Raw genomic sequence first — 22302 nt, 5'->3', positions numbered from 1 at the left:
AAAAGAGGTTTCCTGTGGAGTGTAAGGGTTTTCTGTTCGATCTTGATGGGACGTTGGTTGATTCTCTGCCGGCGGTGGAACGTGCCTGGGTTAACTGGGCCAAACGCCGTGGCATTAATCCACAGGACGTACTGGATTTTATTCACGGTAAACAGGCCATTACCTCGTTGCGCCACTTTATGCCCGGTGAAAGTGAGGCTGCCATTCAGCAGGAGTTTCTGCTGCTGGAGCAGGTAGAAGCGCAGGATACCGACGGCGTCACCGCACTGCCGGGAGCCGTGGCCTTGCTGGCGCGGTTGAATGCGCTCGACATTCCGTGGGCGATCGTCACCTCCGGCTCTATTCCGGTCGCCACCGCCCGCCGTAACGCCGGCGGCTTGCCGCAGCCGGAGGTGTTTATCACCGCCGAGCAGGTAAAACATGGCAAGCCTCAGCCGGACGCCTATCTGCTGGGCGCCGAGCGTCTGGGGCTGGCACCGCAGGATTGCGTGGTGGTTGAAGATGCGGCTGCTGGGATCCTTTCCGGGTTGGCGGCAGGCTGCCAGGTGATCGCGGTGAACGCCCCGGCCGATGCACCCAAGTTGGATCGGGTCGATCTGCTGCTGTCATCCCTGGAGCAAATCGCGGTGAGGAAGACAGAGCGGGGTGCTGCAATTGATCGGGTTGCCTGACGGGCCTTATCTTCACCCAAATTGATTAGACCCCGCATCGGCGGGGTTTTTTTATGCTAATTTTTAAGACCTTGACTATGTCTGCCGGATGAGGCCGTTTTGAACAGCGAATTACTGTGGGTGCTGAGTTTACTGTTGATTGCCATCGTGCTGTTTACCACCAACAAGCTGCGGATGGATGTGGTGGCGCTGCTGGTGATCATCGCTTTTGTGTTGAGCGGTACGCTGACCCTGCAGGAAGCGACGGTGGGTTTCAGCGATCCCAACGTGATCCTGATTGCCGCGTTGTTTGTGATTGGCGAAGGGCTGGTGCGTACCGGCGTGGCCTATCAGGTGGGCGACTGGCTGGTGAAAGTCGCCGGCAGCAGTGAAACCAAAATGCTGATGCTGTTGATGATCACCGTAGCCGGGTTGGGGGCGTTTATGAGCTCGACCGGCGTAGTGGCGATCTTTATCCCGGTGGTGCTCAGCGTGGCGGCACGGATGAAAATAGCGCCAGGCAGGTTGATGATGCCACTGAGTTTTGCCGGCCTGATCAGCGGGATGATGACGCTGGTGGCAACACCGCCGAACATGGTGGTGAACAGCGAACTGGTGCGTGAAGGTATCGGCGGCTTCGGTTTCTTTGGCGTGACGCCGGTTGGCCTGGTGGTGTTGGTGCTGGGTGTGGGATACATGCTGGTGGCTCGGCGCTGGCTGGGCAATAACGACGGGGATAAAAGCCGGGAAACTTGGCAACGCCGAACCTTTCGCGATCTGATCCGCGACTACAAACTGACCGGCAGGGCGCGCCGGTTGGCGATCCGCAGCGGATCGCCGCTAGTGGGCCGCTCGCTGGATGAATTGCATCTGCGCGCCCGCTACGGAGCCAACGTGGTGGGGATCGAACGCTGGAAGCGCTTCCGGCGGGTGATGGTCAGCGCATCCGGCAGTACCGAACTGCGAGAAGGCGACGTACTGTTGATCGACATGTCGGACAGCCAGATCGACTTGCGCGAGTTTTGCAGCGAGCAGCAACTGGAGCCGATGGTGCTGCGCGGCGACTATTTCTCCGAACAGGCGCGCAACGTCGGCATGGCGGAGGTATCGTTGATTCCGGATTCGACGCTACTGGGCAAAAGCCTGCGCGAATCGACGTTCCGCAGTCGCTATGATTTGAACGTGGTCGGCATTCGCCGCCATGGCGAAACCCTGTCGGGCAAACTGGTGGATGAATCGCTGACGTTGGGCGATATCCTGCTGGTGATCGGCGACTGGAAGGCAATCCGCCAACTGCAGGCAAAAACCCATGATTTTATTGTCCTCAATTTGCCGGCAGAGGTGGACGAGGTAGCCCCGGCCATCACCCAGGCACCGCACGCGCTGTTTTGCCTGGCGCTGATGGTGGCGATGATGCTGACCGATGAAATCCCCAATCCGATCGCCGCGCTGATTGCTTGCTTGCTGATGGGCAAATTCCGCTGCATCGATATGGAAAGCGCCTATAAGTCGATTCACTGGCCGAGCATCATTTTAATTGTCGGCATGATGCCGTTCGCCCAGGCGCTGCAGAAAACCGGTGGGGTGGACTTGATCGTGCGTGGATTGATGGACGTTGCCGGCGGTGCCGGGCCGCGTGTGATGCTGGTGTGTCTGTTTGCGCTGTGCGCCGCGATAGGTCTGTTTATCTCCAACACCGCCACCGCCGTGCTGATGGCGCCGATCGCCATTGCCGCTGCGCGCGAGATGGGCGTTTCGCCATACCCATTCGCCATGATTATCGCCATTGCCGCCTCGGCCGCCTTTATGACGCCGGTCTCTTCGCCGGTGAACACGCTGGTACTGGGGCCGGGGAACTATAAGTTCGGTGATTTTGTGCGGATCGGCGTGCCGTTCACGCTGCTGGTCATGGTGGTCAGCGTGATTATTGTGCCGTGGCTGTATGCATTTTAACGGCGCAGCGGGCTGCGCCAGGGCAGTTACAGGGAAGAGTCCAGGCTGATTTCATCCAGCGACAGGCTGAAGCTGGGGATAAACACGTTCATGAAATAATCCATTTCCGGGCTGCTGCGCTGTTGCAGGGTCTTTTCAAGTCGGGCTTTCGCCAGCTTGAATTCGTTGTTGCCGGCAGACAGCTCTTCCAGGCATTTCAGGTAGGCGCACAGCGCATCGGCCTGTTTCACTACCAGTTTTTCGTCTTCGGTGTAGTAATGCTCATCGAGAATCGACCTGAAATCGTTACGTAATTCCGCCGGGATCATATCCAGCAGCTTCTGCTGGGCGATTTTTTCGATTTTCTTGTATTCGTGGGCGATCTGCGGATTGTAGTACTTGATCGGCGTTGGCATATCGCCGGTAATCACTTCGCTGGCATCGTGGTACATCGCCAGCAGGGCGACGCGCTCGGCGCTCAGGTTGCCATTGAATTTTCGGTTTTTGATCACCGCCAACGCATGGGCGACAAACGCCACTTGCAGGCTGTGTTCGGAAACGTTCTCGGTACGTACGTTGCGCATCAGCGGCCAGCGGTTGATCAGTTTCAAGCGGGACAGGTGGGCAAAGAAATGGCTCTGGCTCATGGTGCTCTCTTCTACAACGGCAAGTGAGGGTTCCATTGTGAGCAGTGACGATGGGTTATGCAACCGGGGCGTGCAGGGAAGGGGCGCAGCAACCGGCTGCGCCCGTTGAGATTACTGACGATAACTTTCCAGGAAGCGGCCCAGTTTGCCCACGGCCATTTCCAGTTCATCGACGCGCGGCAGGGTAACGATACGCACGTGGTCGGGATACGGCCAGTTGAATGCGCTGCCTTGCACCAGCAGCACTTTTTCCTGCAGCAGTAGATCCAGCACCATTTTCTGGTCATCATGAATGTTAAAGCGTTTGGCATCGATGCGCGGGAACATATACAGCGCGCCCTGAGGCTTCACGCAGGAAACGCCTGGAATGTCATTCAGCAGTTCCCAGGTACGGTTACGCTGTTCATACAGGCGGCCGCCGGGTTGAATAAACTCGCTGATGCTCTGGTAGCCACCCAGCGCAGTTTGGATCGCGTGCTGCATCGGCACGTTGGCGCACAGGCGCATGGACGCCAGCATCTCCAGCCCTTCGATATAGCCTTTGGCATGTTTCTTCGGCCCGTTCAGGACCATCCAGCCCTGACGGAAGCCCGCAACGCGGTAGGTTTTGGACAGCCCGTTGAAGGTTACGGTCAGCAGATCCGGTGCCAGCGCGGCGATAGAATGGTGTTCGGCTTCGTCATACAGAATCTTGTCGTAAATCTCATCCGAGAAGATGATCAGGTTGTGCTGACGGGCGATCTCGACAATCTGCTCCAGCAGTTCTTTGCTGTATACCGCGCCGGTCGGATTGTTCGGGTTAATGATCACAATGCCGCGGGTGCGTGGCGTGATTTTGCTGATAATGTCGTCCAGATCCGGGAACCAGCCCGCCTGCTCATCGCACAGGTAATGCACGGCCTTGCCGCCGGACAGTGACACAGCGGCAGTCCACAGCGGGTAATCTGGTGCCGGCACCAGCATTTCGTCACCGCTGTTCAGCAGCGCCTGCATGGATTGCACGATCAGCTCAGAAACCCCATTGCCGATGTAGATATCCTCAACGGTCACGTCACGGATGTTACGCGCCTGGTAGTGCTGCATGATCGCCTTACGCGCCGAGAAGAGCCCTTTGGAATCGGAGTAGCCTTGCGCCGTCGGCAGATTGCGGATCACATCGACCAGGATTTCATCAGGGGCGTCGAAACCAAACGGGGCAGGGTTGCCGATGTTCAGTTTGAGGACTTTATTGCCTTCTTCTTCAAGACGTTTAGCTTCTTTGAGCACCGGGCCGCGAATGTCATAACAGACGTTGTCCAGTTTATGGGATTTCTCAATGGGGGACATAGAAAGTTGGGCCTTTTGCTGGAATGGGGGCGTTCCTACCGTGGAACACCGCAACCCGCTCAATGTACTCCTGGCGCTGGCGCTTTTGAAGGGTTATGCACGCCTTTGGTGCAAACGAGTGGTCCAAAGGCCAATTTCAGCGCTGATAAACAAGGGTAAAGTATTTATTTGGTTTTTAATATCCAATAAAAATGGTTTTGTGGTTTTTTATCCTGTTATGATGGCGTGGTGTTAACATTATTGACCTTGTTCAGAACGCTGGGGGCTGCAGACTCTTGCGCACTGATAAGCCAGAGGGAAGGATTACCCGGATAAACTGTAAAGAAATGATAATACCGGAGTAGTCTGATAGCGGGTTGTCAATCGGCGACCCAAACTGAGTAATATGGAGATATTACATTAGTAATATTTCAGTCTTTTTCTTAAGTAAAATTTAACTGATTGTTCCCGTATTATTCACATGGTAAATGTTACTAATTGAATTTATTAAAATCATTAAGAGATGAACCTGCGCAACGCAGTAAATAACTTACTTTTTCTCGAGGATTGGGGAGCTAAAGTCTGTCAGATCGCGGAAATCACGCAGCACGATTGGTGTGGCAATCCAGCATTGTGAATGAGTAAAATCTTTGGTTCGGTAAAAATTAAACACTTTCACTAGTAATAAAGCACAGCGTTCTATAAGCATCCGCGATAGATCGCATTTTAAAAGGCGATAGAGGTAACGAAATATAAGTAATTTTTTTGCCCTCCACTAATGAGTGGGGTACTGTCATGTCAGGCATCGTCCCTTTAAACGATGTCTTAGAAACACACCAGGGTAGTTTGTAAATTAGAATTCAAAAAGTGAAGAAAACACTATGACAACTGCAAATCGTCCGATACTTAATCTCGACCTCGATCTGCTTAGAACCTTTGTAGCTGTTGCTGATTTGAACACCTTTGCGGCGGCGGCAGTAGCCGTTTGTCGTACCCAATCAGCCGTCAGTCAACAAATGCAGCGGTTAGAGCAACTGGTTGACAAAGAGTTGTTTGCCCGTCATGGGCGCAACAAATTATTGACCGAACACGGTATTCAGCTTCTCGGCTACGCCAGGAAAATCCTGCGCTTCAACGATGAAGCCTGTACCTCTCTGATGTACAACAATATAAAAGGTGTTTTGACTATCGGCGCTTCTGATGATACCGCCGATACCATCCTGCCTTTCCTGCTTAACCGCGTCACGTCGGTTTATCCTAAGCTGGCGATTGATGTGCGGGTGAAACGCAGCCCGTTTATGCTCGATATGCTGGAAAACGGCGAAGTCGATCTGGCGATTACGACGGTGGAAACCGAGGGGCATCCGCACATTGTGCTGCGCACTTCGCCGACCCTGTGGTATTGCTCTGCGGATTACCGTTATCAGGCCGGTGAGCCGATCCCATTGGTGGTGATGGACGAACCCAGCCCGTTCCGCTCGATGGCGATCAAACACCTGGATGATGCCGGGATCCCATGGCGCATCGCTTATGTGGCTTCGACGCTTTCAGCCGTTCGTGCCGCCTGCAAGGCCGGTTTGGGGATCACGGTCCGGCCGATCGAGATGATGAGTCCTGATTTGCGGGTGCTGGGTGCGGTAGAAGGCTTGCCGCCATTGCCAGATACCCAATATGCCCTGTGCAAGGACACGCAGTGCGGCAACGAACTGGCGATGGCGATTTTCAGCGCCGTACAAAACGGCAACGACAGTTACAGCTTCAATGGAGCGAGTTCATCCCAGCAGGATGATACTTGCCTGGTCGACGACGAGGAATAACCTCCCGGCGCGTTAAGCTGCACGTTAAAACCTCTGCTTCGGTGGAGGTTTTTTTTGGCCGTAATTTCGACAAAATTGACTTTATGACGGTTAGCGTGAGTTTGTTAGGCGAAAGGGTTATTTGTTTAACTATTTTCGGTAATGAGAACCGTTATCAGATGGTGAATAAAGGATTTTGCTTGTTTTTTGAACTTGGGGGCGTGCGCGTAAAGGCCTGGAATTAATATGGTTATTTTGGTAATTTATTGCAGGTGTTTTTACGTCTGAATTTGACAAAATTTGTTAAAGGCCCACACTTTTTTTGAGGAATTATGCTGAAAACGTGTCCTGGATCAAAAAAATACCCCTAGGTAGTGAGTGGAAGAACAGGAGATTCCTGAGACAATGGTATAGTAAAACTGAAATAAGCATGTTGGTTTATATCTATCTGTTTCTACACGGCAATTGACTGACACGATTTAGCCTAAGTCAGTCGCATCAAATGTTAATTAAATGATGGGTATGTAAACTAATGTGTAGATACTTTTGTCAAAGTTGACAAAAGGTTATAGAAAGGAGTAAAAAGCCCACAGTAAAACGCTGCCTAACTCTCTGTAAAAGCAGTTTGTTTGTGTGGTTAATTTATCCTTCCCTTAAATCGATGTGGTGCACTAACTGCCAGTTACAAGAGCAGTGCGATCGACGCCACTTTTGATGAGTAAGCATAGAGTATGTCAACAACCACTGAAGTTATCGCTCATCACTGGGCGTTCGCCGTATTTCTTGTCATGGCTATCGGGCTTTGCGGCCTTATGCTGCTGGGTGCGTTTTTCCTGGGCGGGAGAGCCCGCGCGCGCGCCAAACACACCCCGTTTGAATCCGGGATCGACTCGGTCGGTACGGCGCGCATGCGTCTGTCCGCCAAGTTCTACCTGGTCGCCATGTTCTTCGTCATTTTCGATGTTGAAGCCTTGTACCTGTATGCCTGGTCGGTCTCCGTTCGCGAGAGTGGTTGGGTGGGCTTTATCGAAGCCGCCATTTTCATTTTGGTGCTATTGGCCGGTTTGGTTTATCTGGTGCGTATCGGCGCATTGGATTGGACGCCGTCGCGTTCCAAACGTCTCAGTAAACCAGGCACAATCACTAACACCAACCGTCATCCGCAGTAGTCATTTGTGGTTAAAAACGAGGCATTAAGATGGACTATACGCTCACCCGCATAGACCCGAACGGTGAGAATGACCGTTACCCCCTGCAAAAACAGGAGATCGTTGCCGATCCCCTGGACCAACAGGTTCACCGCACGGTTTACATGGGTAAACTCGAGCATGCGCTGCATGACATGGTGAACTGGGGGCGTAAGAACTCTATTTGGCCATACAACTTCGGCCTTTCGTGCTGTTACGTGGAGATGGTGACGTCGTTTACCGCCGTTCACGACGTGGCGCGTTTCGGTGCCGAAGTATTGCGTGCATCGCCACGCCAGGCTGACCTGATGGTCGTGGCCGGTACTTGCTTCACCAAGATGGCCCCGGTTATTCAGCGCCTGTACGAACAGATGCTGGAGCCAAAATGGGTTATTTCGATGGGCGCCTGCGCCAACTCCGGCGGCATGTACGATATCTATTCCGTCGTGCAGGGCGTGGACAAGTTCCTGCCTGTCGACGTGTACATTCCTGGCTGCCCACCGCGCCCGGAAGCCTACATGCAAGCGCTGATGCTGTTGCAGGAATCCATCGGTAAGGAACGTCGTCCGTTGTCATGGGTTGTCGGCGATCAGGGCGTGTACCGCGCCAATATGCAGTCTGAAAGAGAGCGTAAACACGGCGAGCGTATCGCGGTGACCAACCTTCGGACGCCTGACGAGATTTAAGACGTTCATTTAACGTCCATCTTAGTGCGCTATTGGTTAACACAGCGAAAAGTGAACTTGCGGCGAAATAACCCTTTAGTGTGGTGAAAAAAAATTATGACAGATTCAACGACGCACGACGCCCTGCCATCATGGCAAACCAGGGATCACCAAGACGATCCGGTGATTGGCGAACTGCGCAACCGCTTTGGGCCGGAAGCCTTTACTGTTCAGCCCACCCGTACCGGAATGCCCGTGGTATGGGTTAAACCTGACCAGTTACTGGAAGTAATGACGTTCCTGAGAAAACAGCCGAAGCCTTATGTCATGCTGTTCGATCTGCATGGCGTAGACGAGCGTCTTCGCACCCACCGCGACGGTTTGCCTGCCGCGGATTTTTCTGTTTTCTACCATCTGATTTCCATCGAACGTAACCGCGACATCATGCTGAAAGTGGCGCTGTCTGAAAAAGACCTGCACGTGCCCACGGCGACCAAGGTATTCCCGAATGCCAACTGGTATGAGCGTGAAACCTGGGAAATGTTCGGTATTACCTTCGACGGCCACCCGCACCTGACGCGCATCATGATGCCGCAGACCTGGGAAGGCCACCCACTGCGTAAAGATTATCCGGCACGCGCCACCGAGTTCGATCCCTTTGTGTTGACCAAACAGAAAGAAGATCTGGAAATGGAGTCGCTGACTTTCAAACCGGAAGAGTGGGGCATGAAGCGCGGCACCGAAAACGAGGACTTCATGTTCCTCAACCTCGGTCCGAACCACCCGTCTGCGCACGGTGCGTTCCGTATTATTCTGCAGCTGGACGGCGAAGAGATCGTCGACTGCGTACCGGATATCGGTTATCACCACCGCGGTGCCGAGAAAATGGGCGAACGCCAGTCCTGGCACAGCTACATTCCGTACACCGACCGCATCGAATACCTCGGTGGCTGCGTAAACGAAATGCCTTACGTGCTGGCAGTTGAGAAACTGGCCGGGATCAAGGTGCCGGATCGCGTTGACACCATCCGCGTAATGCTGTCTGAACTGTTCCGCATCAACAGCCACCTGTTGTACATCAGTACCTTCATTCAGGACGTCGGCGCAATGACCCCGGTGTTCTTCGCCTTTACCGATCGTCAGAAAATCTACGATCTGGTTGAAGCGATCACCGGTTTCCGTATGCACCCGGCCTGGTTCCGCATCGGCGGCGTCGCGCATGATCTGCCGCGCGGTTGGGATCGCCTGCTGCGTGAGTTCCTCGAGTGGATGCCGAAACGTCTGGATTCTTACGTCAAGGCCGCGCTGAAGAACAGCATCCTGAAGGGCCGTTCTGTCGGCGTTGCGTCCTACAATGCCAAAGAAGCGCTGGAATGGGGCGTGACCGGCGCCGGCCTGCGAGCCACCGGCATCGAGTTCGACGTGCGCAAATGGCGCCCGTATTCCGGCTATGAGAATTTCGACTTCGAAATCCCGGTCGGCGACGGCAACAGCGACTGCTACACCCGCGTAATGTTGAAGGTGGAAGAGCTGCGCCAGAGCCTGCGCATCCTCGAACAGTGCCTGAACAACATGCCGGAAGGCCCGTTCAAGGCCGATCACCCGCTGACCACGCCGCCGCCGAAAGAGCGCACGCTGCAGCATATTGAAACGCTGATCACCCACTTCCTGCAGGTTTCCTGGGGCCCGGTGATGCCAGCCAACGAATCATTCCAGATGATTGAAGCCACTAAAGGGATCAACAGCTACTACCTGACCAGCGACGGCAGCACCATGAGCTATCGCACCCGGGTACGTACGCCAAGTTTTGCTCACCTGCAGCAAATCCCTGCGGTAATCCGTGGCAGCCTGGTCTCCGACCTGATCGTCTATCTGGGTAGTATCGATTTTGTAATGTCAGATGTGGACCGCTAACTATGCATGATCAAAAAGACAATCACGCAGTCAACGATGCGCTTGAGCCAATCAATGCAGCCGCTCCCCAGAGCGGCGCTGATGCATTTGTACTGAGCGCGGAAGAACGTGATGCGATCGAGCACGAAAAGCACCATTACGAGGATCCACGCGCCGCCTCCATCGAAGCACTGAAAATTGTGCAGAAGCAGCGCGGCTGGGTTCCGGACGGTGCGATTTACGCCATCGCGGAAGTGCTGGGCATTCCTGCCAGCGACGTAGAAGGCGTGGCCACGTTCTACAGCCAGATTTTCCGTCAGCCAGTAGGGCGTCACGTGATCCGTTATTGTGACAGCGTTGTTTGTCACATCACCGGTTACCAGGGCATTCAGGCCGCTCTCGAGAAGAAGTTGAGCATCAAACCGGGTCAAACCACCTTTGATGGTCGTTTCACTCTGCTGCCGACCTGCTGCCTGGGCAACTGCGATAAAGGGCCAACCATGATGATTGATGAGGATACTCACAGTCAGCTGAAGCCTGAAGATATCGAGACGCTACTGGAGCAGTATCAATGATTAAAGACATTGTACGCACTCCCGAGATGCACCCGCTGACCTGGCGGCTGCGCGATGACAAACAGCCGGTCTGGCTGGATGAATACCGCAGCAAAAACGGTTATGCAGGCGCCGAGAAAGCCATCAAGGGCCTGGCCCCGGACGAGATCGTCAACCTGGTGAAAGACGCCGGGCTGAAAGGCCGCGGCGGCGCAGGTTTCTCCACCGGTTTGAAGTGGAGCCTGATGCCGAAAGACGAATCCATGAACATCCGTTACCTGCTGTGTAACGCCGATGAAATGGAGCCGGGCACCTATAAAGACCGCCTGCTGATGGAACAACTGCCGCACCTGTTGGTGGAAGGCATGTTGATCTCCGCGTTCGCGTTGAAAGCCTATCGCGGCTACATCTTCCTGCGTGGCGAATACATCGAGGCGGCGGTGCATCTGCGTCGCGCCATCGCTGAAGCGACCGAAGCGGGCCTGCTGGGCAAAAACATCATGGGCAGCGGCTTCGATTTCGAGCTGATCGTCCATACCGGCGCCGGTCGTTACATTTGCGGCGAAGAAACCGCTCTGATCAACTCGCTGGAAGGCCGTCGTGCCAACCCGCGTTCCAAACCGCCTTTCCCGGCTTCCTCCGGCGTCTGGGGCAAGCCAACCTGCGTAAACAACGTAGAAACCCTATGCAACGTTCCGGCAATCCTGGCGAACGGCATTGAGTGGTACCAGGGGATCAACGGTGGCAAAAGCAAGGATGCCGGCACCAAACTGATGGGGTTCTCGGGCCGGGTGAAAAACCCGGGCGTTTGGGAACTGCCGTTTGGCATCACCGCACGTGAAATTCTGGAAGATTACGCCGGCGGCATGCGTGACGGTCTGCGCTTCAAAGCCTGGCAGCCAGGCGGCGCGGGCACCGACTTTTTGACCGCCGATCACCTCGATCTGCCGATGGATTTCGAGAGCATCGGCAAAGCCGGCAGCCGTCTCGGCACCGCGTTGGCGATGGCGGTGGATCACGAAATCGGCATGGTTCCGCTGGTGCGTAACCTGGAAGAGTTCTTCGCACGCGAGTCTTGCGGTTGGTGCACGCCATGCCGCGATGGCCTGCCGTGGAGCGTGAAGATCCTGCGCGCGCTGGAGAATGGCGAAGGGCAGCCGGGGGATATCGAAACCCTCGAGCAGCTGTGCCGTTCCCTTGGCCCAGGTAAAACCTTCTGCGCTCATGCGCCAGGTGCCGTAGAGCCACTGCAAAGCGCGATTAAATATTTCCGTGAAGAGTTTGAAGCGGGCATAGCCGTTAAGCACTTCAGCAACGCGCATGCGATTGGCGGCATCCAGCCGAACAATCTGCTGAAGCAACGCTGGTAAGCCGGCTCGTTCCGACAACACGGCCAGAATTTTTGATTAACGCCTGCCGCAAGGCAGGCCACTTGGAAGCATGCTGACTATGGCTACGATTCATGTAGACGGCAAAGAATACGACGTAGATGGCGCTGACAACCTGCTGCAGGCTTGTCTCTCCCTCGGGCTCGATATTCCTTACTTTTGCTGGCATCCGGCGCTGGGAAGCGTCGGCGCTTGCCGCCAATGTGCGGTAAAGCAATACCAAAACGCGGAAGATACGCGTGGCCGTTTGGTGATGTCTTGTATGACACCGGCATCGGATGGAACCTTTATTTCCATCGACGATTCCGAAGCCAAACAGTTCCGCGAAAGCGTGGTCGAGTGGTTGATGACCAACCACCCGCACGACTGTCCGGTATGTGAAGAAGGCGGTAACTGTCACCTGCAGGATATGACAGTAATGACCGGCCACAGCTTCCGTAAATACCGGTTCAGTAAGCGTACCCACAACAATCAGGAGCTGGGGCCGTTTATCTCGCATGAGATGAACCGCTGTATCGCCTGTTACCGTTGCGTGCGCTACTACAAAGATTACGCGGATGGCACCGATTTCGGCGTGTACGGCGCGCACGACAACGTCTACTTCGGGCGTACGGAAAGCGGCACGCTGGAAAGCGAGTTCTCCGGTAACCTGGTGGAAGTGTGTCCGACCGGCGTGTTCACCGACAAAACCCACTCCGAGCGGTATAACCGTAAGTGGGATATGCAGTTTGCGCCAAGCATCTGTCAGCAGTGCAGCATCGGCTGTAACACCAGCCCGGGCGAGCGCTATGGCGAACTGCGTCGTATCGAAAACCGCTACAACGGCAGCGTGAACCACTATTTCCTGTGTGACCGCGGCCGCTTTGGCTATGGCTACGTGAACCAGAAAGATCGTCCTCGTCAACCGCAGCAACTGCGCGGCAATGACTGGATCACCCTGAACGCCGAACAGGCGATGCAGGGCGCGGCAGACATTCTGCGTCAGGCAAAGAAAACCATCGGTATCGGCTCGCCACGCGCCAGCCTGGAAAGCAACTTTGCGCTGCGTGAACTGGTTGGCGCCGAGAATTTCTACACCGGTATTGCCCAGTCTGAGCAGGCACGCCTGAACCTGATGCTGAACGTGCTGAAAAACAGCGGCGTTTACACCCCGGCGCTGCGCGAAATCGAAGACTACGATGCCGTTCTGGTTCTGGGTGAAGACTTGACCCAGACCGGCGCACGCATCGCGCTGTCGGTTCGCCAGGCAGTGAAGGGCAAGGCACGTGCGATGGCTGCGGCACAGCGCGTTGCCGACTGGCAGATTGCGGCAATACAAAACATTGGTCAACGCGCCAAACACCCGCTGTTCGTCACCAACGTGGATAACACCCGTCTGGACGACATCGCGGCGTGGAACTACCGCGCGCCGGTGGACGATCAGGCTCGCTTTGGTTTTGCCATCGCCCATGCGCTGGACAACGCTGCGCCGGCGGTCAGCGATTTGGCTGCCGATCTGAACAAGAAAGTCGACATCATCGTGCAGGCACTGACCGATGCGCGCAAACCGCTGATCGTTACCGGCAGCAACGCCGGCAGCGAAGCCATCATCGAAGCGGCGGCCAACATCGCCAAGGCGCTGAAGGATCGCGGTTCTGACGTTGGCATTACCTTCGTCGCCAGCGCCGCCAACAGCATCGGTCTGTCGATGATCGGCGGCGGTTCGCTCGATGAAGCCTTGGCGAAGCTGGAAAGCGGCGAAGCCGACACCGCCATCGTGATGGAAAACGATCTTTACCGTCACGCACCGGCGGCGAAAGTGGACGCTGCACTGGCGAAAGTCAGCAACCTGATTGTGGCCGATCACCAGCGCACCGCGATCATGGATAAGGCCAACCTTATCCTTTCAGCGGCCAGCTTCGCTGAAAGCGACGGTACGCTGGTCAACCAGGAAGGCCGCGCGCAGCGCTTCTTCCAGGTTTACGATCCGGCTTATTACGACGATGCGAAGAAAGACGTTTACACCGTGATGCTGGAAAGCTGGCGCTGGATGCACTCGCTGCATTCCACCTACGCCAGCCGCCACGTGGATTGGACGCAGCTCGACGACGTGATCGCAGCCTGCGTCGCGGCGCTGCCGCAGTTGCAGGGTATTGTGGACGCGGCGCCGGATGCGAGTTTCCGCATTCGCGGCCAGAAGCTGGCCCGTTCTCCGCACCGCTCCAGTGGCCGTACCGCCATGCGTGCCAACATCAGCGTGCATGAACCGCGTCAGCCGCAGGATAAAGACACCATGTTCTCCTTCTCGATGGAAGGGAACAACAGCCCGCTGGCCGATCGTCAGCAGATCCCGTTCGCCTGGGCGCCAGGCTGGAACTCACCGCAGGCATGGAACAAGTTCCAGGCCGAAGTGGGTGGCAAGCTGCGTCATGGCGATCCGGGTATCCGCCTGATCGAAGCAGGGGAGGGTAACCTGGGCTACTTCACCAACGTGCCTGCCGCCTTCGATCATGCGGAAGGCTGGCGTGTCGCGCCGTATTATCACCTGTTCGGCAGTGATGAAATGTCACAGCGTTCCGGTGTGATCCAGCAGCGTATGCCAGAAGCTTACGTGATGGTGAACCCGGCCGATGCCGCAGCGCTTGGCGTCAATGCCGGGGCGCTGGTGGAGTTCAACTGTGCGGGCCAGCAGCTTCGTCTGCCGGTGCGCCTGAGTGAAACTCTGACCCAGGGCCAGGTTGGTTTGCCGCTTGGCTTGCCAGGGATCCCACCGGTGCTGGTGGGCGCAACGGTTGAAAATCTGCGGGAGGCAACACGATGAGCTGGTTTACCCCTGAGGTGATCGACATTCTGATCTCCATTCTTAAAGCGGTAGTGATCCTGCTGGTCGTAGTGAGCTGTGGGGCATTCATGAGCTTCGGCGAACGCCGTCTGCTTGGCCTGTTCCAGAACCGTTATGGACCGAACCGTGTCGGCTGGGGCGGCTCGTTGCAGCTGGTCGCCGACATGATCAAAATGTTCTTCAAGGAAGACTGGGTACCGAAATTCTCCGACCGGGTGATCTTCACCCTGGCGCCGATGATCGCCTTTACTTCCTTGTTGCTGGCATTTGCCATCGTCCCGGTCAGCCCGACCTGGGCGGTGTCCGACCTCAACATCGGTATTCTGTTCTTCCTGATGATGGCCGGCCTGGCGGTTTACGCCGTGCTGTTCGCCGGCTGGTCGAGCAACAACAAATACTCGCTGTTGGGGGCGATGCGTGCTTCTGCGCAAACCCTGAGCTACGAAGTGTTTATCGGCCTGTCGCTGATGGGCGTTGTGATGCAGGCTGATTCGTTCAACATGCAGGCCATCGTTGAATCGCAGGCTCACGTCTGGAACGTCATTCCGCAATTCTTTGGTTTTGTCACCTTTGCGATTGCCGGGGTTGCGGTGTGTCACCGCCATCCGTTTGACCAACCGGAAGCCGAGCAGGAACTGGCTGACGGCTACCACATTGAATATTCCGGCATGAAGTTCGGTCTGTTCTTCGTGGGTGAATACATAGGTATCGTCACCGTTTCCGCCCTGATTGTGACGTTGTTCTTCGGCGGCTGGCAGGGTCCGTTCCTGCCGCCATTCATCTGGTTCGCGCTGAAAACGGCTTTCTTCATGATGATGTTCATTCTGATTCGTGCTGCTCTGCCACGTCCGCGCTATGACCAGGTGATGTCTTTCGGCTGGAAAGTGTGCCTGCCGCTGACGCTGCTGAACCTGCTGGCGACCGCCGCCGTCATTTTGTACAACGCTCAATAAGGGGTGAATAAACCATGACATTGAAAGAGTTATTGGTTGGTTTCGGCACCCAGGTGCGCAGCATTTGGATGATAGGCCTGCACGCCTTCGCCAAGCGCGAAACCCAGATGTATCCGGAAGAACCTGTTTACCTGCCGCCGCGCTACCGTGGCCGCATCGTGCTGACGCGCGATCCGGACGGCGAAGAGCGTTGCGTGGCCTGTAACCTGTGTGCGGTTGCCTGCCCGGTTGGCTGTATCTCGCTGCAAAAAGCAGAACAGAAAGACGGCCGTTGGTATCCGGAGTTCTTCCGCATCAACTTCTCGCGCTGCATTTTCTGCGGCCTGTGCGAAGAAGCTTGCCCGACCACCGCAATCCAGCTGACGCCGGATTTCGAAATGGGTGAGTTCAAGCGCCAGGATCTGGTGTACGAAAAAGAAGATCTGTTGATCTCGGGGCCGGGTAAATATCCGGAATATAACTTCTACCGGATGGCCGGTATGGCGATTGACGGCAAAGCCAAGGGCGAAGCCGAAAACGAAGCCAAACCGATCGACGTCAAAGGTCTGTTGCCTTAAGGAGCCAGCAAGCATGGAAATTGCCTTTTATCTGGCAGGGTTGATTGCGATTGTCGCGACGATTCGCGTGATCTCGCATACCAATCCTGTGCATGCGTTGCTGTATCTGATCGTCTCGTTACTGGCGATCTCTGCAGTCTTTTTCTCACTCGGCGCGTACTTTGCCGCCGCGCTGGAAATCATCGTTTACGCCGGTGCCATCATGGTGCTGTTCGTGTTCGTGGTGATGATGCTGAACCTCGGCAACGCGGTGCAGCAGCAGGAGCGCGACTGGCTGAAGCCGTCGGTGTGGATCGGGCCTGGTCTGATGTCGCTGGCGCTGCTGGTGGTGCTGATTGTTGCTATCCGCAGCCTGTCCGATCAGGGCATCAGCGGTGAGATGGTTGACGCTAAAGCGGTGGGGATCAGCCTGTTCGGTCCTTACGTTCTGGCGGTTGAACTGGCTTCAATGCTGCTGTTGGCAGGTCTGGTTGTTGCCTTCCACATTGGCCGCGAGCACAAACCGGGCGAAGTGTTGAGCAACGCACCGGCCAGTAGCGAAATGGCGAGAAGAAAATCGGAGGAGCAAGCATGATCCCTCTTCAACATGGTCTGATCCTGGCGGCGATCCTGTTCGTGCTCGGCCTGACCGGGCTGACGCTCCGTCGCAACCTGCTGTTTATGTTGATCAGCCTGGAAGTGATGATTAACGCCGCAGCCTTGGCGTTTATCGTGGCGGGCAGCTATTGGGGCCAACCGGACGGGCAGGTGATGTATATCCTGGCGATCAGCCTGGCGGCAGCCGAAGCCAGTATTGGCCTGGCGTTGCTGCTGCAGCTCTACCGTCGTCGTCATACCCTGAATATCGATACTGTCAGTGAGATGCGCGGATGAACCTATTATATTTAACTATTCTGCTACCGCTGATCGGGTTCCTGCTGTTGGCATTTTCCCGTGGCCGCTGGTCTGAAAACGTCTCGGCGACCGTCGGGGTAGGCTCTATCGGCCTGGCTGCGCTGGTTACGGTGCATGTGGCGATGGACTTCTTCGCCCAGAAAGCCACCGGCGTGCAGCTGTTTGAGCAAAGCCTGTGGAACTGGATGACCGTCGGCAACTTCAATATCGGCGTGACGCTGACGCTGGACGGCCTGTCGCTGACCATGCTGTCTGTGGTTACCGGCGTCGGTTTCTTCATCCACATGTTCGCTTCCTGGTACATGCGCGGTGAAGAGGGGTATTCGCGCTTCTTCGCTTACACCAACCTGTTTATCGCCAGCATGGTGATATTGGTACTGGCAGACAACCTGTTGCTGATGTACCTGGGCTGGGAAGGGGTGGGTCTGTGCAGTTACCTGCTGATCGGTTTCTACTACAAGGATCCGGCCAACGGCGCGGCGGCGATGAAAGCCTTTATCGTGACCCGCGTCGGCGACGTGTTCCTGGCGTTCGCGCTGTTCATTCTCTACAACGAGCTGGGCACGCTGAACATCCGCGAACTGATGATTCTGGCACCGCAGAAGCTGGCCGTCGGCGATACCGCTATCACCTGGGCTACCCTGATGCTGCTGGGCGGCGCGGTCGGTAAATCGGCGCAGTTGCCGTTGCAGACCTGGCTGGCTGACGCGATGGCGGGTCCAACTCCGGTTTCAGCGCTGATCCACGCCGCGACCATGGTAACCGCCGGCGTCTACCTGATTGCCCGTACTCACGGCCTGTTCCTGATGGCGCCGGAAGTGCTGCATCTGGTGGGTATCGTCGGGGCTGTGACCCTGGTGCTGGCCGGCTTTGCCGCGCTGGTGCAAACCGACATCAAACGCGTGCTTGCTTACTCCACCATGAGCCAGATTGGCTACATGTTCCTGGCGTTGGGCGTGCAGGCGTGGGATGCGGCGATCTTCCACCTGATGACCCACGCGTTCTTCAAGGCGCTGCTGTTCCTGTCCTCCGGTTCGGTGATCCTGGCCTGCCACCACGAGCAGAACATCTTCAAGATGGGCGGCCTGCGCAAGAGCATTCCGCTGGTTTACGTCTGCTTCCTGGTGGGTGGCGCTGCGCTGTCGGCGTTGCCGCTGATCACCGCCGGCTTCTTCAGTAAGGATGAGATCCTGGCGGGCGCAATGGCGAACGGTCACCTCAACCTGATGATTGCCGGTCTGGTCGGGGCGTTCATGACCTCGCTCTACACCTTCCGTATGATTTTCATCGTGTTCCATGGCGAAGAGAAAATCAAAGCGCATGCCGGTAAAGGCATCACTCACCACCTGCCGCTGTTGGTTCTGCTGGTGCTGTCCACCTTCGTTGGCGCGATGATCGTTCCGCCATTGCAGGGCGTACTGCCGGATACCACCGAACTGGCGCACGGCAGCGTGCTGCAACTGGAAATTACCTCAGGCGTGGTGGCTATCGCCGGTATCCTGTTGGCGGCAGCGCTGTGGCTGGGCAAACGCAGCCTGGTTACCAGCATCGCTAAAAGCGCGCCGGGGCGTTTCTTCTCGACCTGGTGGTTCCATGCCTGGGGCTTCGACTGGCTGTATGACAAAGTCTTCGTCAAGCCTTACCTGGGTATTGCGAAACTGCTGCAGCGCGATCCGCTGAACTCGATGATGAACCTGCCTGCCGTCTTCTCCCGTTGGGGGAACCGTGGTCTGACAGTAAGCGAGAACGGCCAGGTGCGTTGGTATATAGCGTCTATGGGTGTGGGTGCAGTGGTCGTATTGGCGCTGTTGATAATAATTTAAAGCATTTATCGGGCATAGCTCTGTGCTATGTACAATGTTTTATACCGTATAGATTTCGCGTTGTAGCTAGGCGGCAAGTGCGAGCATCCCCTGGAGCTTACTTAGGTAAGTGACAGGGGTAAACGCCCGCAGCCAACAACGCTACAGCGTGAAAGACAACGGTAGAATAAGGGACACAAAACGCCATGCTATTACCTTGGCTAATTCTTATCCCCTTTATTGGCGGTCTGCTGTGCTGGCAGTTTGAGCGCTTCGGTACTAAGGTGCCGCGCTGGATTGCGTTGATCGCAATGGGGCTGACATTGGCGCTTTCTCTGCATCTGTGGATGCAGGGTGGCTACACGTTGACTACGCCGAAAGGCATCCCGCAATGGCAGTCTGAATTCCTGCTGCCGTGGATCCCTCGCTTCGGTATTTCCATCCACCTGGCGCTGGACGGCCTTTCACTGCTGATGGTGGTGCTGACCGGCCTGCTGGGCGTGTTGGCTATCCTCTGTTCCTGGCGTGAAATCCAGAAATACCAGGGCTTCTTCCACCTGAACCTGCTGTGGATCCTGGGTGGGGTAATCGGCGTGTTCCTCGCCATCGACATGTTCCTGTTCTTCTTCTTCTGGGAAATGATGTTGGTGCCGATGTACTTCCTGATCGCCCTGTGGGGTCACAAGGCGTCGGACGGTAAAACCCGCATCACCGCAGCCACCAAATTCTTCATCTATACCCAGGCCAGCGGTCTGGTGATGCTGATTGCGATTATGGGCCTGGTGTTCGTGCACTACAATGCGACCGGCGTGTGGACCTTCGATTACGAAGATCTGCTGCAAACGCCAATGTCACACAACGTGCAATATCTGCTGATGCTGGGCTTCTTCATCGCCTTTGCGGTGAAAATGCCGGTGGTGCCGTTGCACGGCTGGCTGCCTGATGCGCATAGCCAGGCACCAACCGCAGGTTCCGTTGACCTGGCGGGGATCTTGCTGAAGACGGCGGCCTACGGCATGTTGCGTTTCAGCCTGCCTCTGTTCCCTGAAGCGTCGCACGAGTTTGCGCCAATCGCCATGTGGTTGGGCGTGGTCGGTATCTTCTACGGTGCCTGGATGGCGTTCGCGCAGACCGACATTAAACGTCTGATCGCTTACACCTCGGTATCGCACATGGGCTTCGTGCTGATCGCCATCTACACCGGCAGCCAACTGGCTTACCAGGGCGCGGTGATTCAGATGATCGCGCACGGCCTGTCTGCGGCCGGCATGTTCATCATCTGCGGCCAGTTGTACGAACGTCTGCATACCCGTGACATGCGCGAGATGGGCGGCCTGTGGGGACGTATCAAGTACATCCCTGCGCTGTCGCTGTTCTTCGCTGTAGCCACCTTGGGGATGCCGGGGACCGGTAACTTCGTCGGCGAATTCATGATCTTGTTCGGCAGCTTCCAAGTGGTGCCGGTGATCACCGTGATTTCTACCTTCGGTCTGGTGTTTGCTTCGGTTTACTCGTTGATCATGATGCAGCGCGCCTATTACGGCAAAGCTAAATCGGAGCAACCGTTGCCGGGCATGACCGCGCGCGAACTGTTCATCATTCTGCTGTTGGTGGTGTTGCTGGTTCTGCTGGGGGTTTACCCGCAGCCGATTCTGGACACGTCTAATGCGGCGATGAGCAACGTGCAACACTGGTTTGGTTCGTCAGTTTCAGCAATTTCAACAACAAGGCCGTAATTCGCCATGACAATAACTCCTCAACAACTGATCGCACTGCTACCGCTGTTGATCGTCGGATTGACGGTGGTGGTTGTGATGCTAGGCATTGCGTGGCGACGCGACCACTTTATCAACGCCACACTGACCGTGATCGGTCTAAACCTGGCGCTGCTTTCGCTGTATTTTGTCGGCCAGGCAGGCCCAATGGACGTCACCCCGCTGCTGCGGGTCGATGGCTACTCGATGTTCTATACCGGGCTGGTAATACTGGCGAGCCTGGCGACCTGTACCTTCGCCTATCCATGGCTGGTGGGTTACCCGGACAACCGCGAAGAGTTCTACCTGCTGGTGCTGATTGCCACGCTGGGTGGCATTCTGTTGGCTAGCGCCAACCACCTGGCGTCGCTGTTCCTCGGTATTGAACTGATCTCGCTGCCGCTGTTCGGCCTGGTGGGTTACGCCTACCGCCAGAAGCGTCCGCTGGAAGCCGCTATCAAGTACATGCTGCTGTCCGCTGCGGCTTCGTCATTCCTACTGTTCGGTATGGCGCTGCTGTATGCCGAGTCCGGCGATCTGTCGCTGGCCGGTCTGGGCAAGAGCCTGCACGAAAACATGATGCACCAACCGCTGATCCTGGCCGGTATGGGCATGATGATTGTGGGTCTGGGCTTCAAGCTGTCTCTGGTGCCGTTCCAACTGTGGACGCCGGATGTGTATCAGGGGGCGCCTGCGCCGGTCTCTACCTTCCTGGCCACTGCCAGCAAGATTGCGATCTTCGCCGTAGTGATGCGTCTGTTCCTGTATGCCCCGGCCGCCGACAGCGAAGCGCTGCGTATGGTGCTGTCGATCATTGCCGTCGGTTCAATTCTGTTCGGCAACCTGATGGCCATCAGCCAGACCAACATCAAGCGTCTGCTGGGTTACTCCTCGATCGCCCACCTGGGTTATCTGCTGGTGGCGTTGATTGCGGTGCAAACCCATCAACTGTCGCTGGAAACCGCCGGTGTTTACCTGGCCGGTTACCTGTTCAGCAGCCTGGGCGCGTTCGGCGTGGTCAGCCTGATGTCCAGCCCGTACCGTGGCCCGGACGCCGATTCGCTGTTCTCCTACCGTGGTCTGTTCTGGCATAAGCCGATTCTGTCCGCGGTGATGACGGTGATGATGCTGTCTCTGGCCGGTATCCCTATGACCCTGGGCTTTATCGGTAAGTTCTTCGTTATCGCGATGGGCGTCAGCGCTCACCTGTGGTGGCTGACCGGTGCTGTGGTACTGGGCAGTGCCATCGGTTTGTACTATTACCTGCGTGTGACCGTCAGCCTGTTCCTCAGCGCGCCGGAAGCTCTGCAACGCGATACCCCGAACAACTGGGCGTTGACTGCGGGCGGTGTGGTAGTGCTGATCTCCGCCGCGTTGGTGCTGCTGTTGGGTGTCTACCCACAGCCGCTGATTACGCTGGTGCAGATGGCGCAGCCGATGTTCTGATAGGCATCAAGGCAGTAAAAAAAGGTCGCTTCGGCGACCTTTTTCTATTGGGGCGGGG

At 56.1% G+C, this 22302-nt stretch carries 18 protein-coding genes; 16 read left to right on the top strand and 2 right to left on the bottom strand.

What is annotated here, in order from left to right; genetic code table 11:
* Window positions 1-14 precede the first annotated feature (14 nt).
* Together ACUTQW_RS11505 and ACUTQW_RS11500 are read left to right on the top strand one after the other, a co-directional pair.
* A complete protein-coding gene (locus ACUTQW_RS11505) occupies window positions 15-671 on the top strand; it encodes a sugar phosphatase (RefSeq protein ID WP_037433371.1) in 657 nt (218 codons plus the stop codon).
* Window positions 672-770: 99 nt separating this feature from the next.
* Window positions 771-2603 (top strand): SLC13 family permease, encoded by a 1833-nt coding sequence (locus ACUTQW_RS11500; protein ID WP_020439496.1) that lies wholly within the window; start codon window positions 771-773, stop codon window positions 2601-2603.
* Window positions 2604-2629: 26 nt separating this feature from the next.
* On the opposite strand, the gene yfbR is transcribed toward ACUTQW_RS11500, so the two are convergent.
* Both yfbR and ACUTQW_RS11490 read right to left on the bottom strand, forming a co-directional pair.
* Complete coding sequence (gene yfbR / locus ACUTQW_RS11495; protein WP_006317020.1) at window positions 2630-3229, bottom strand: 5'-deoxynucleotidase; 600 nt, start codon at window positions 3227-3229, stop codon at window positions 2630-2632.
* Between the two features lie 111 nt (window positions 3230-3340).
* The gene (locus tag ACUTQW_RS11490) at window positions 3341-4555 is read right to left on the bottom strand and encodes a pyridoxal phosphate-dependent aminotransferase (protein WP_004947286.1); all 1215 of its coding nucleotides are present in this window, start codon (window positions 4553-4555) and stop codon (window positions 3341-3343) included.
* An 860-nt stretch (window positions 4556-5415) separates the two neighbouring features.
* Between ACUTQW_RS11490 and lrhA the strand changes: the two genes are divergently transcribed.
* From lrhA to nuoN, 14 genes are all read left to right on the top strand, one after another.
* Entirely contained in the window at window positions 5416-6351 is a 936-nt protein-coding gene (lrhA, locus tag ACUTQW_RS11485) for a transcriptional regulator LrhA (protein WP_004947284.1), read from the top strand.
* A gap of 710 nt (window positions 6352-7061) precedes the next feature.
* Window positions 7062-7499: an NADH-quinone oxidoreductase subunit A gene (locus ACUTQW_RS11480; RefSeq protein WP_004947282.1), complete on the top strand. Its 438-nt coding sequence runs from the start codon at window positions 7062-7064 to the stop codon at window positions 7497-7499.
* A 29-nt stretch (window positions 7500-7528) separates the two neighbouring features.
* Window positions 7529-8203 carry a NuoB/complex I 20 kDa subunit family protein gene (locus tag ACUTQW_RS11475; protein ID WP_004947278.1) on the top strand — a complete coding sequence of 225 codons (675 nt, stop codon included), beginning with the start codon at window positions 7529-7531 and terminating at the stop codon, window positions 8201-8203.
* A 96-nt stretch (window positions 8204-8299) separates the two neighbouring features.
* A complete protein-coding gene (gene nuoC / locus ACUTQW_RS11470; protein WP_004947275.1) occupies window positions 8300-10096 on the top strand; it encodes an NADH-quinone oxidoreductase subunit C/D in 1797 nt (598 codons plus the stop codon).
* Between the two features lie 2 nt (window positions 10097-10098).
* Window positions 10099-10650: an NADH-quinone oxidoreductase subunit NuoE gene (gene nuoE, locus ACUTQW_RS11465; protein ID WP_006317999.1), complete on the top strand. Its 552-nt coding sequence runs from the start codon at window positions 10099-10101 to the stop codon at window positions 10648-10650.
* Window positions 10647-11999 carry an NADH-quinone oxidoreductase subunit NuoF gene (gene nuoF, locus ACUTQW_RS11460; protein WP_004947269.1) on the top strand — a complete coding sequence of 451 codons (1353 nt, stop codon included), beginning with the start codon at window positions 10647-10649 and terminating at the stop codon, window positions 11997-11999. Before nuoE ends, nuoF begins: the two co-directional genes overlap by 4 nt.
* A gap of 79 nt (window positions 12000-12078) precedes the next feature.
* Window positions 12079-14817, top strand: coding sequence for an NADH-quinone oxidoreductase subunit NuoG (gene nuoG / locus ACUTQW_RS11455; protein ID WP_006326854.1), 2739 nt, complete (start codon window positions 12079-12081; stop codon window positions 14815-14817).
* Window positions 14814-15791, top strand: a complete 978-nt coding sequence (gene nuoH / locus ACUTQW_RS11450) for an NADH-quinone oxidoreductase subunit NuoH (protein ID WP_004947259.1) — start codon at window positions 14814-14816, stop codon at window positions 15789-15791. The genes nuoG and nuoH overlap by 4 nt, the downstream gene beginning before the upstream one ends.
* Before the next feature lie 14 nt (window positions 15792-15805).
* A complete protein-coding gene (nuoI, locus tag ACUTQW_RS11445) occupies window positions 15806-16348 on the top strand; it encodes an NADH-quinone oxidoreductase subunit NuoI (protein ID WP_004947256.1) in 543 nt (180 codons plus the stop codon).
* A 13-nt stretch (window positions 16349-16361) separates the two neighbouring features.
* Window positions 16362-16922 (top strand): NADH-quinone oxidoreductase subunit J, encoded by a 561-nt coding sequence (nuoJ, locus tag ACUTQW_RS11440; protein ID WP_004947252.1) that lies wholly within the window; start codon window positions 16362-16364, stop codon window positions 16920-16922.
* Complete coding sequence (gene nuoK, locus ACUTQW_RS11435) at window positions 16919-17221, top strand: NADH-quinone oxidoreductase subunit NuoK (protein WP_004947249.1); 303 nt, start codon at window positions 16919-16921, stop codon at window positions 17219-17221. The genes nuoJ and nuoK overlap by 4 nt, the downstream gene beginning before the upstream one ends.
* The gene (nuoL, locus tag ACUTQW_RS11430; RefSeq protein WP_006326842.1) at window positions 17218-19065 is read left to right on the top strand and encodes an NADH-quinone oxidoreductase subunit L; all 1848 of its coding nucleotides are present in this window, start codon (window positions 17218-17220) and stop codon (window positions 19063-19065) included. Before nuoK ends, nuoL begins: the two co-directional genes overlap by 4 nt.
* Before the next feature lie 185 nt (window positions 19066-19250).
* Window positions 19251-20780 (top strand): NADH-quinone oxidoreductase subunit M, encoded by a 1530-nt coding sequence (gene nuoM, locus ACUTQW_RS11425; protein WP_004947242.1) that lies wholly within the window; start codon window positions 19251-19253, stop codon window positions 20778-20780.
* A gap of 6 nt (window positions 20781-20786) precedes the next feature.
* Window positions 20787-22244 (top strand): NADH-quinone oxidoreductase subunit NuoN, encoded by a 1458-nt coding sequence (gene nuoN / locus ACUTQW_RS11420; RefSeq protein WP_004947238.1) that lies wholly within the window; start codon window positions 20787-20789, stop codon window positions 22242-22244.
* Window positions 22245-22302: the final 58 nt, after the last annotated feature.

Source organism: Serratia sp. TSA_7 (genome assembly GCF_052692135.1).
The sequence above is the reverse complement of the archived record's forward strand: the minus strand, read 5'-3'. Positions and strand labels throughout refer to the sequence as shown.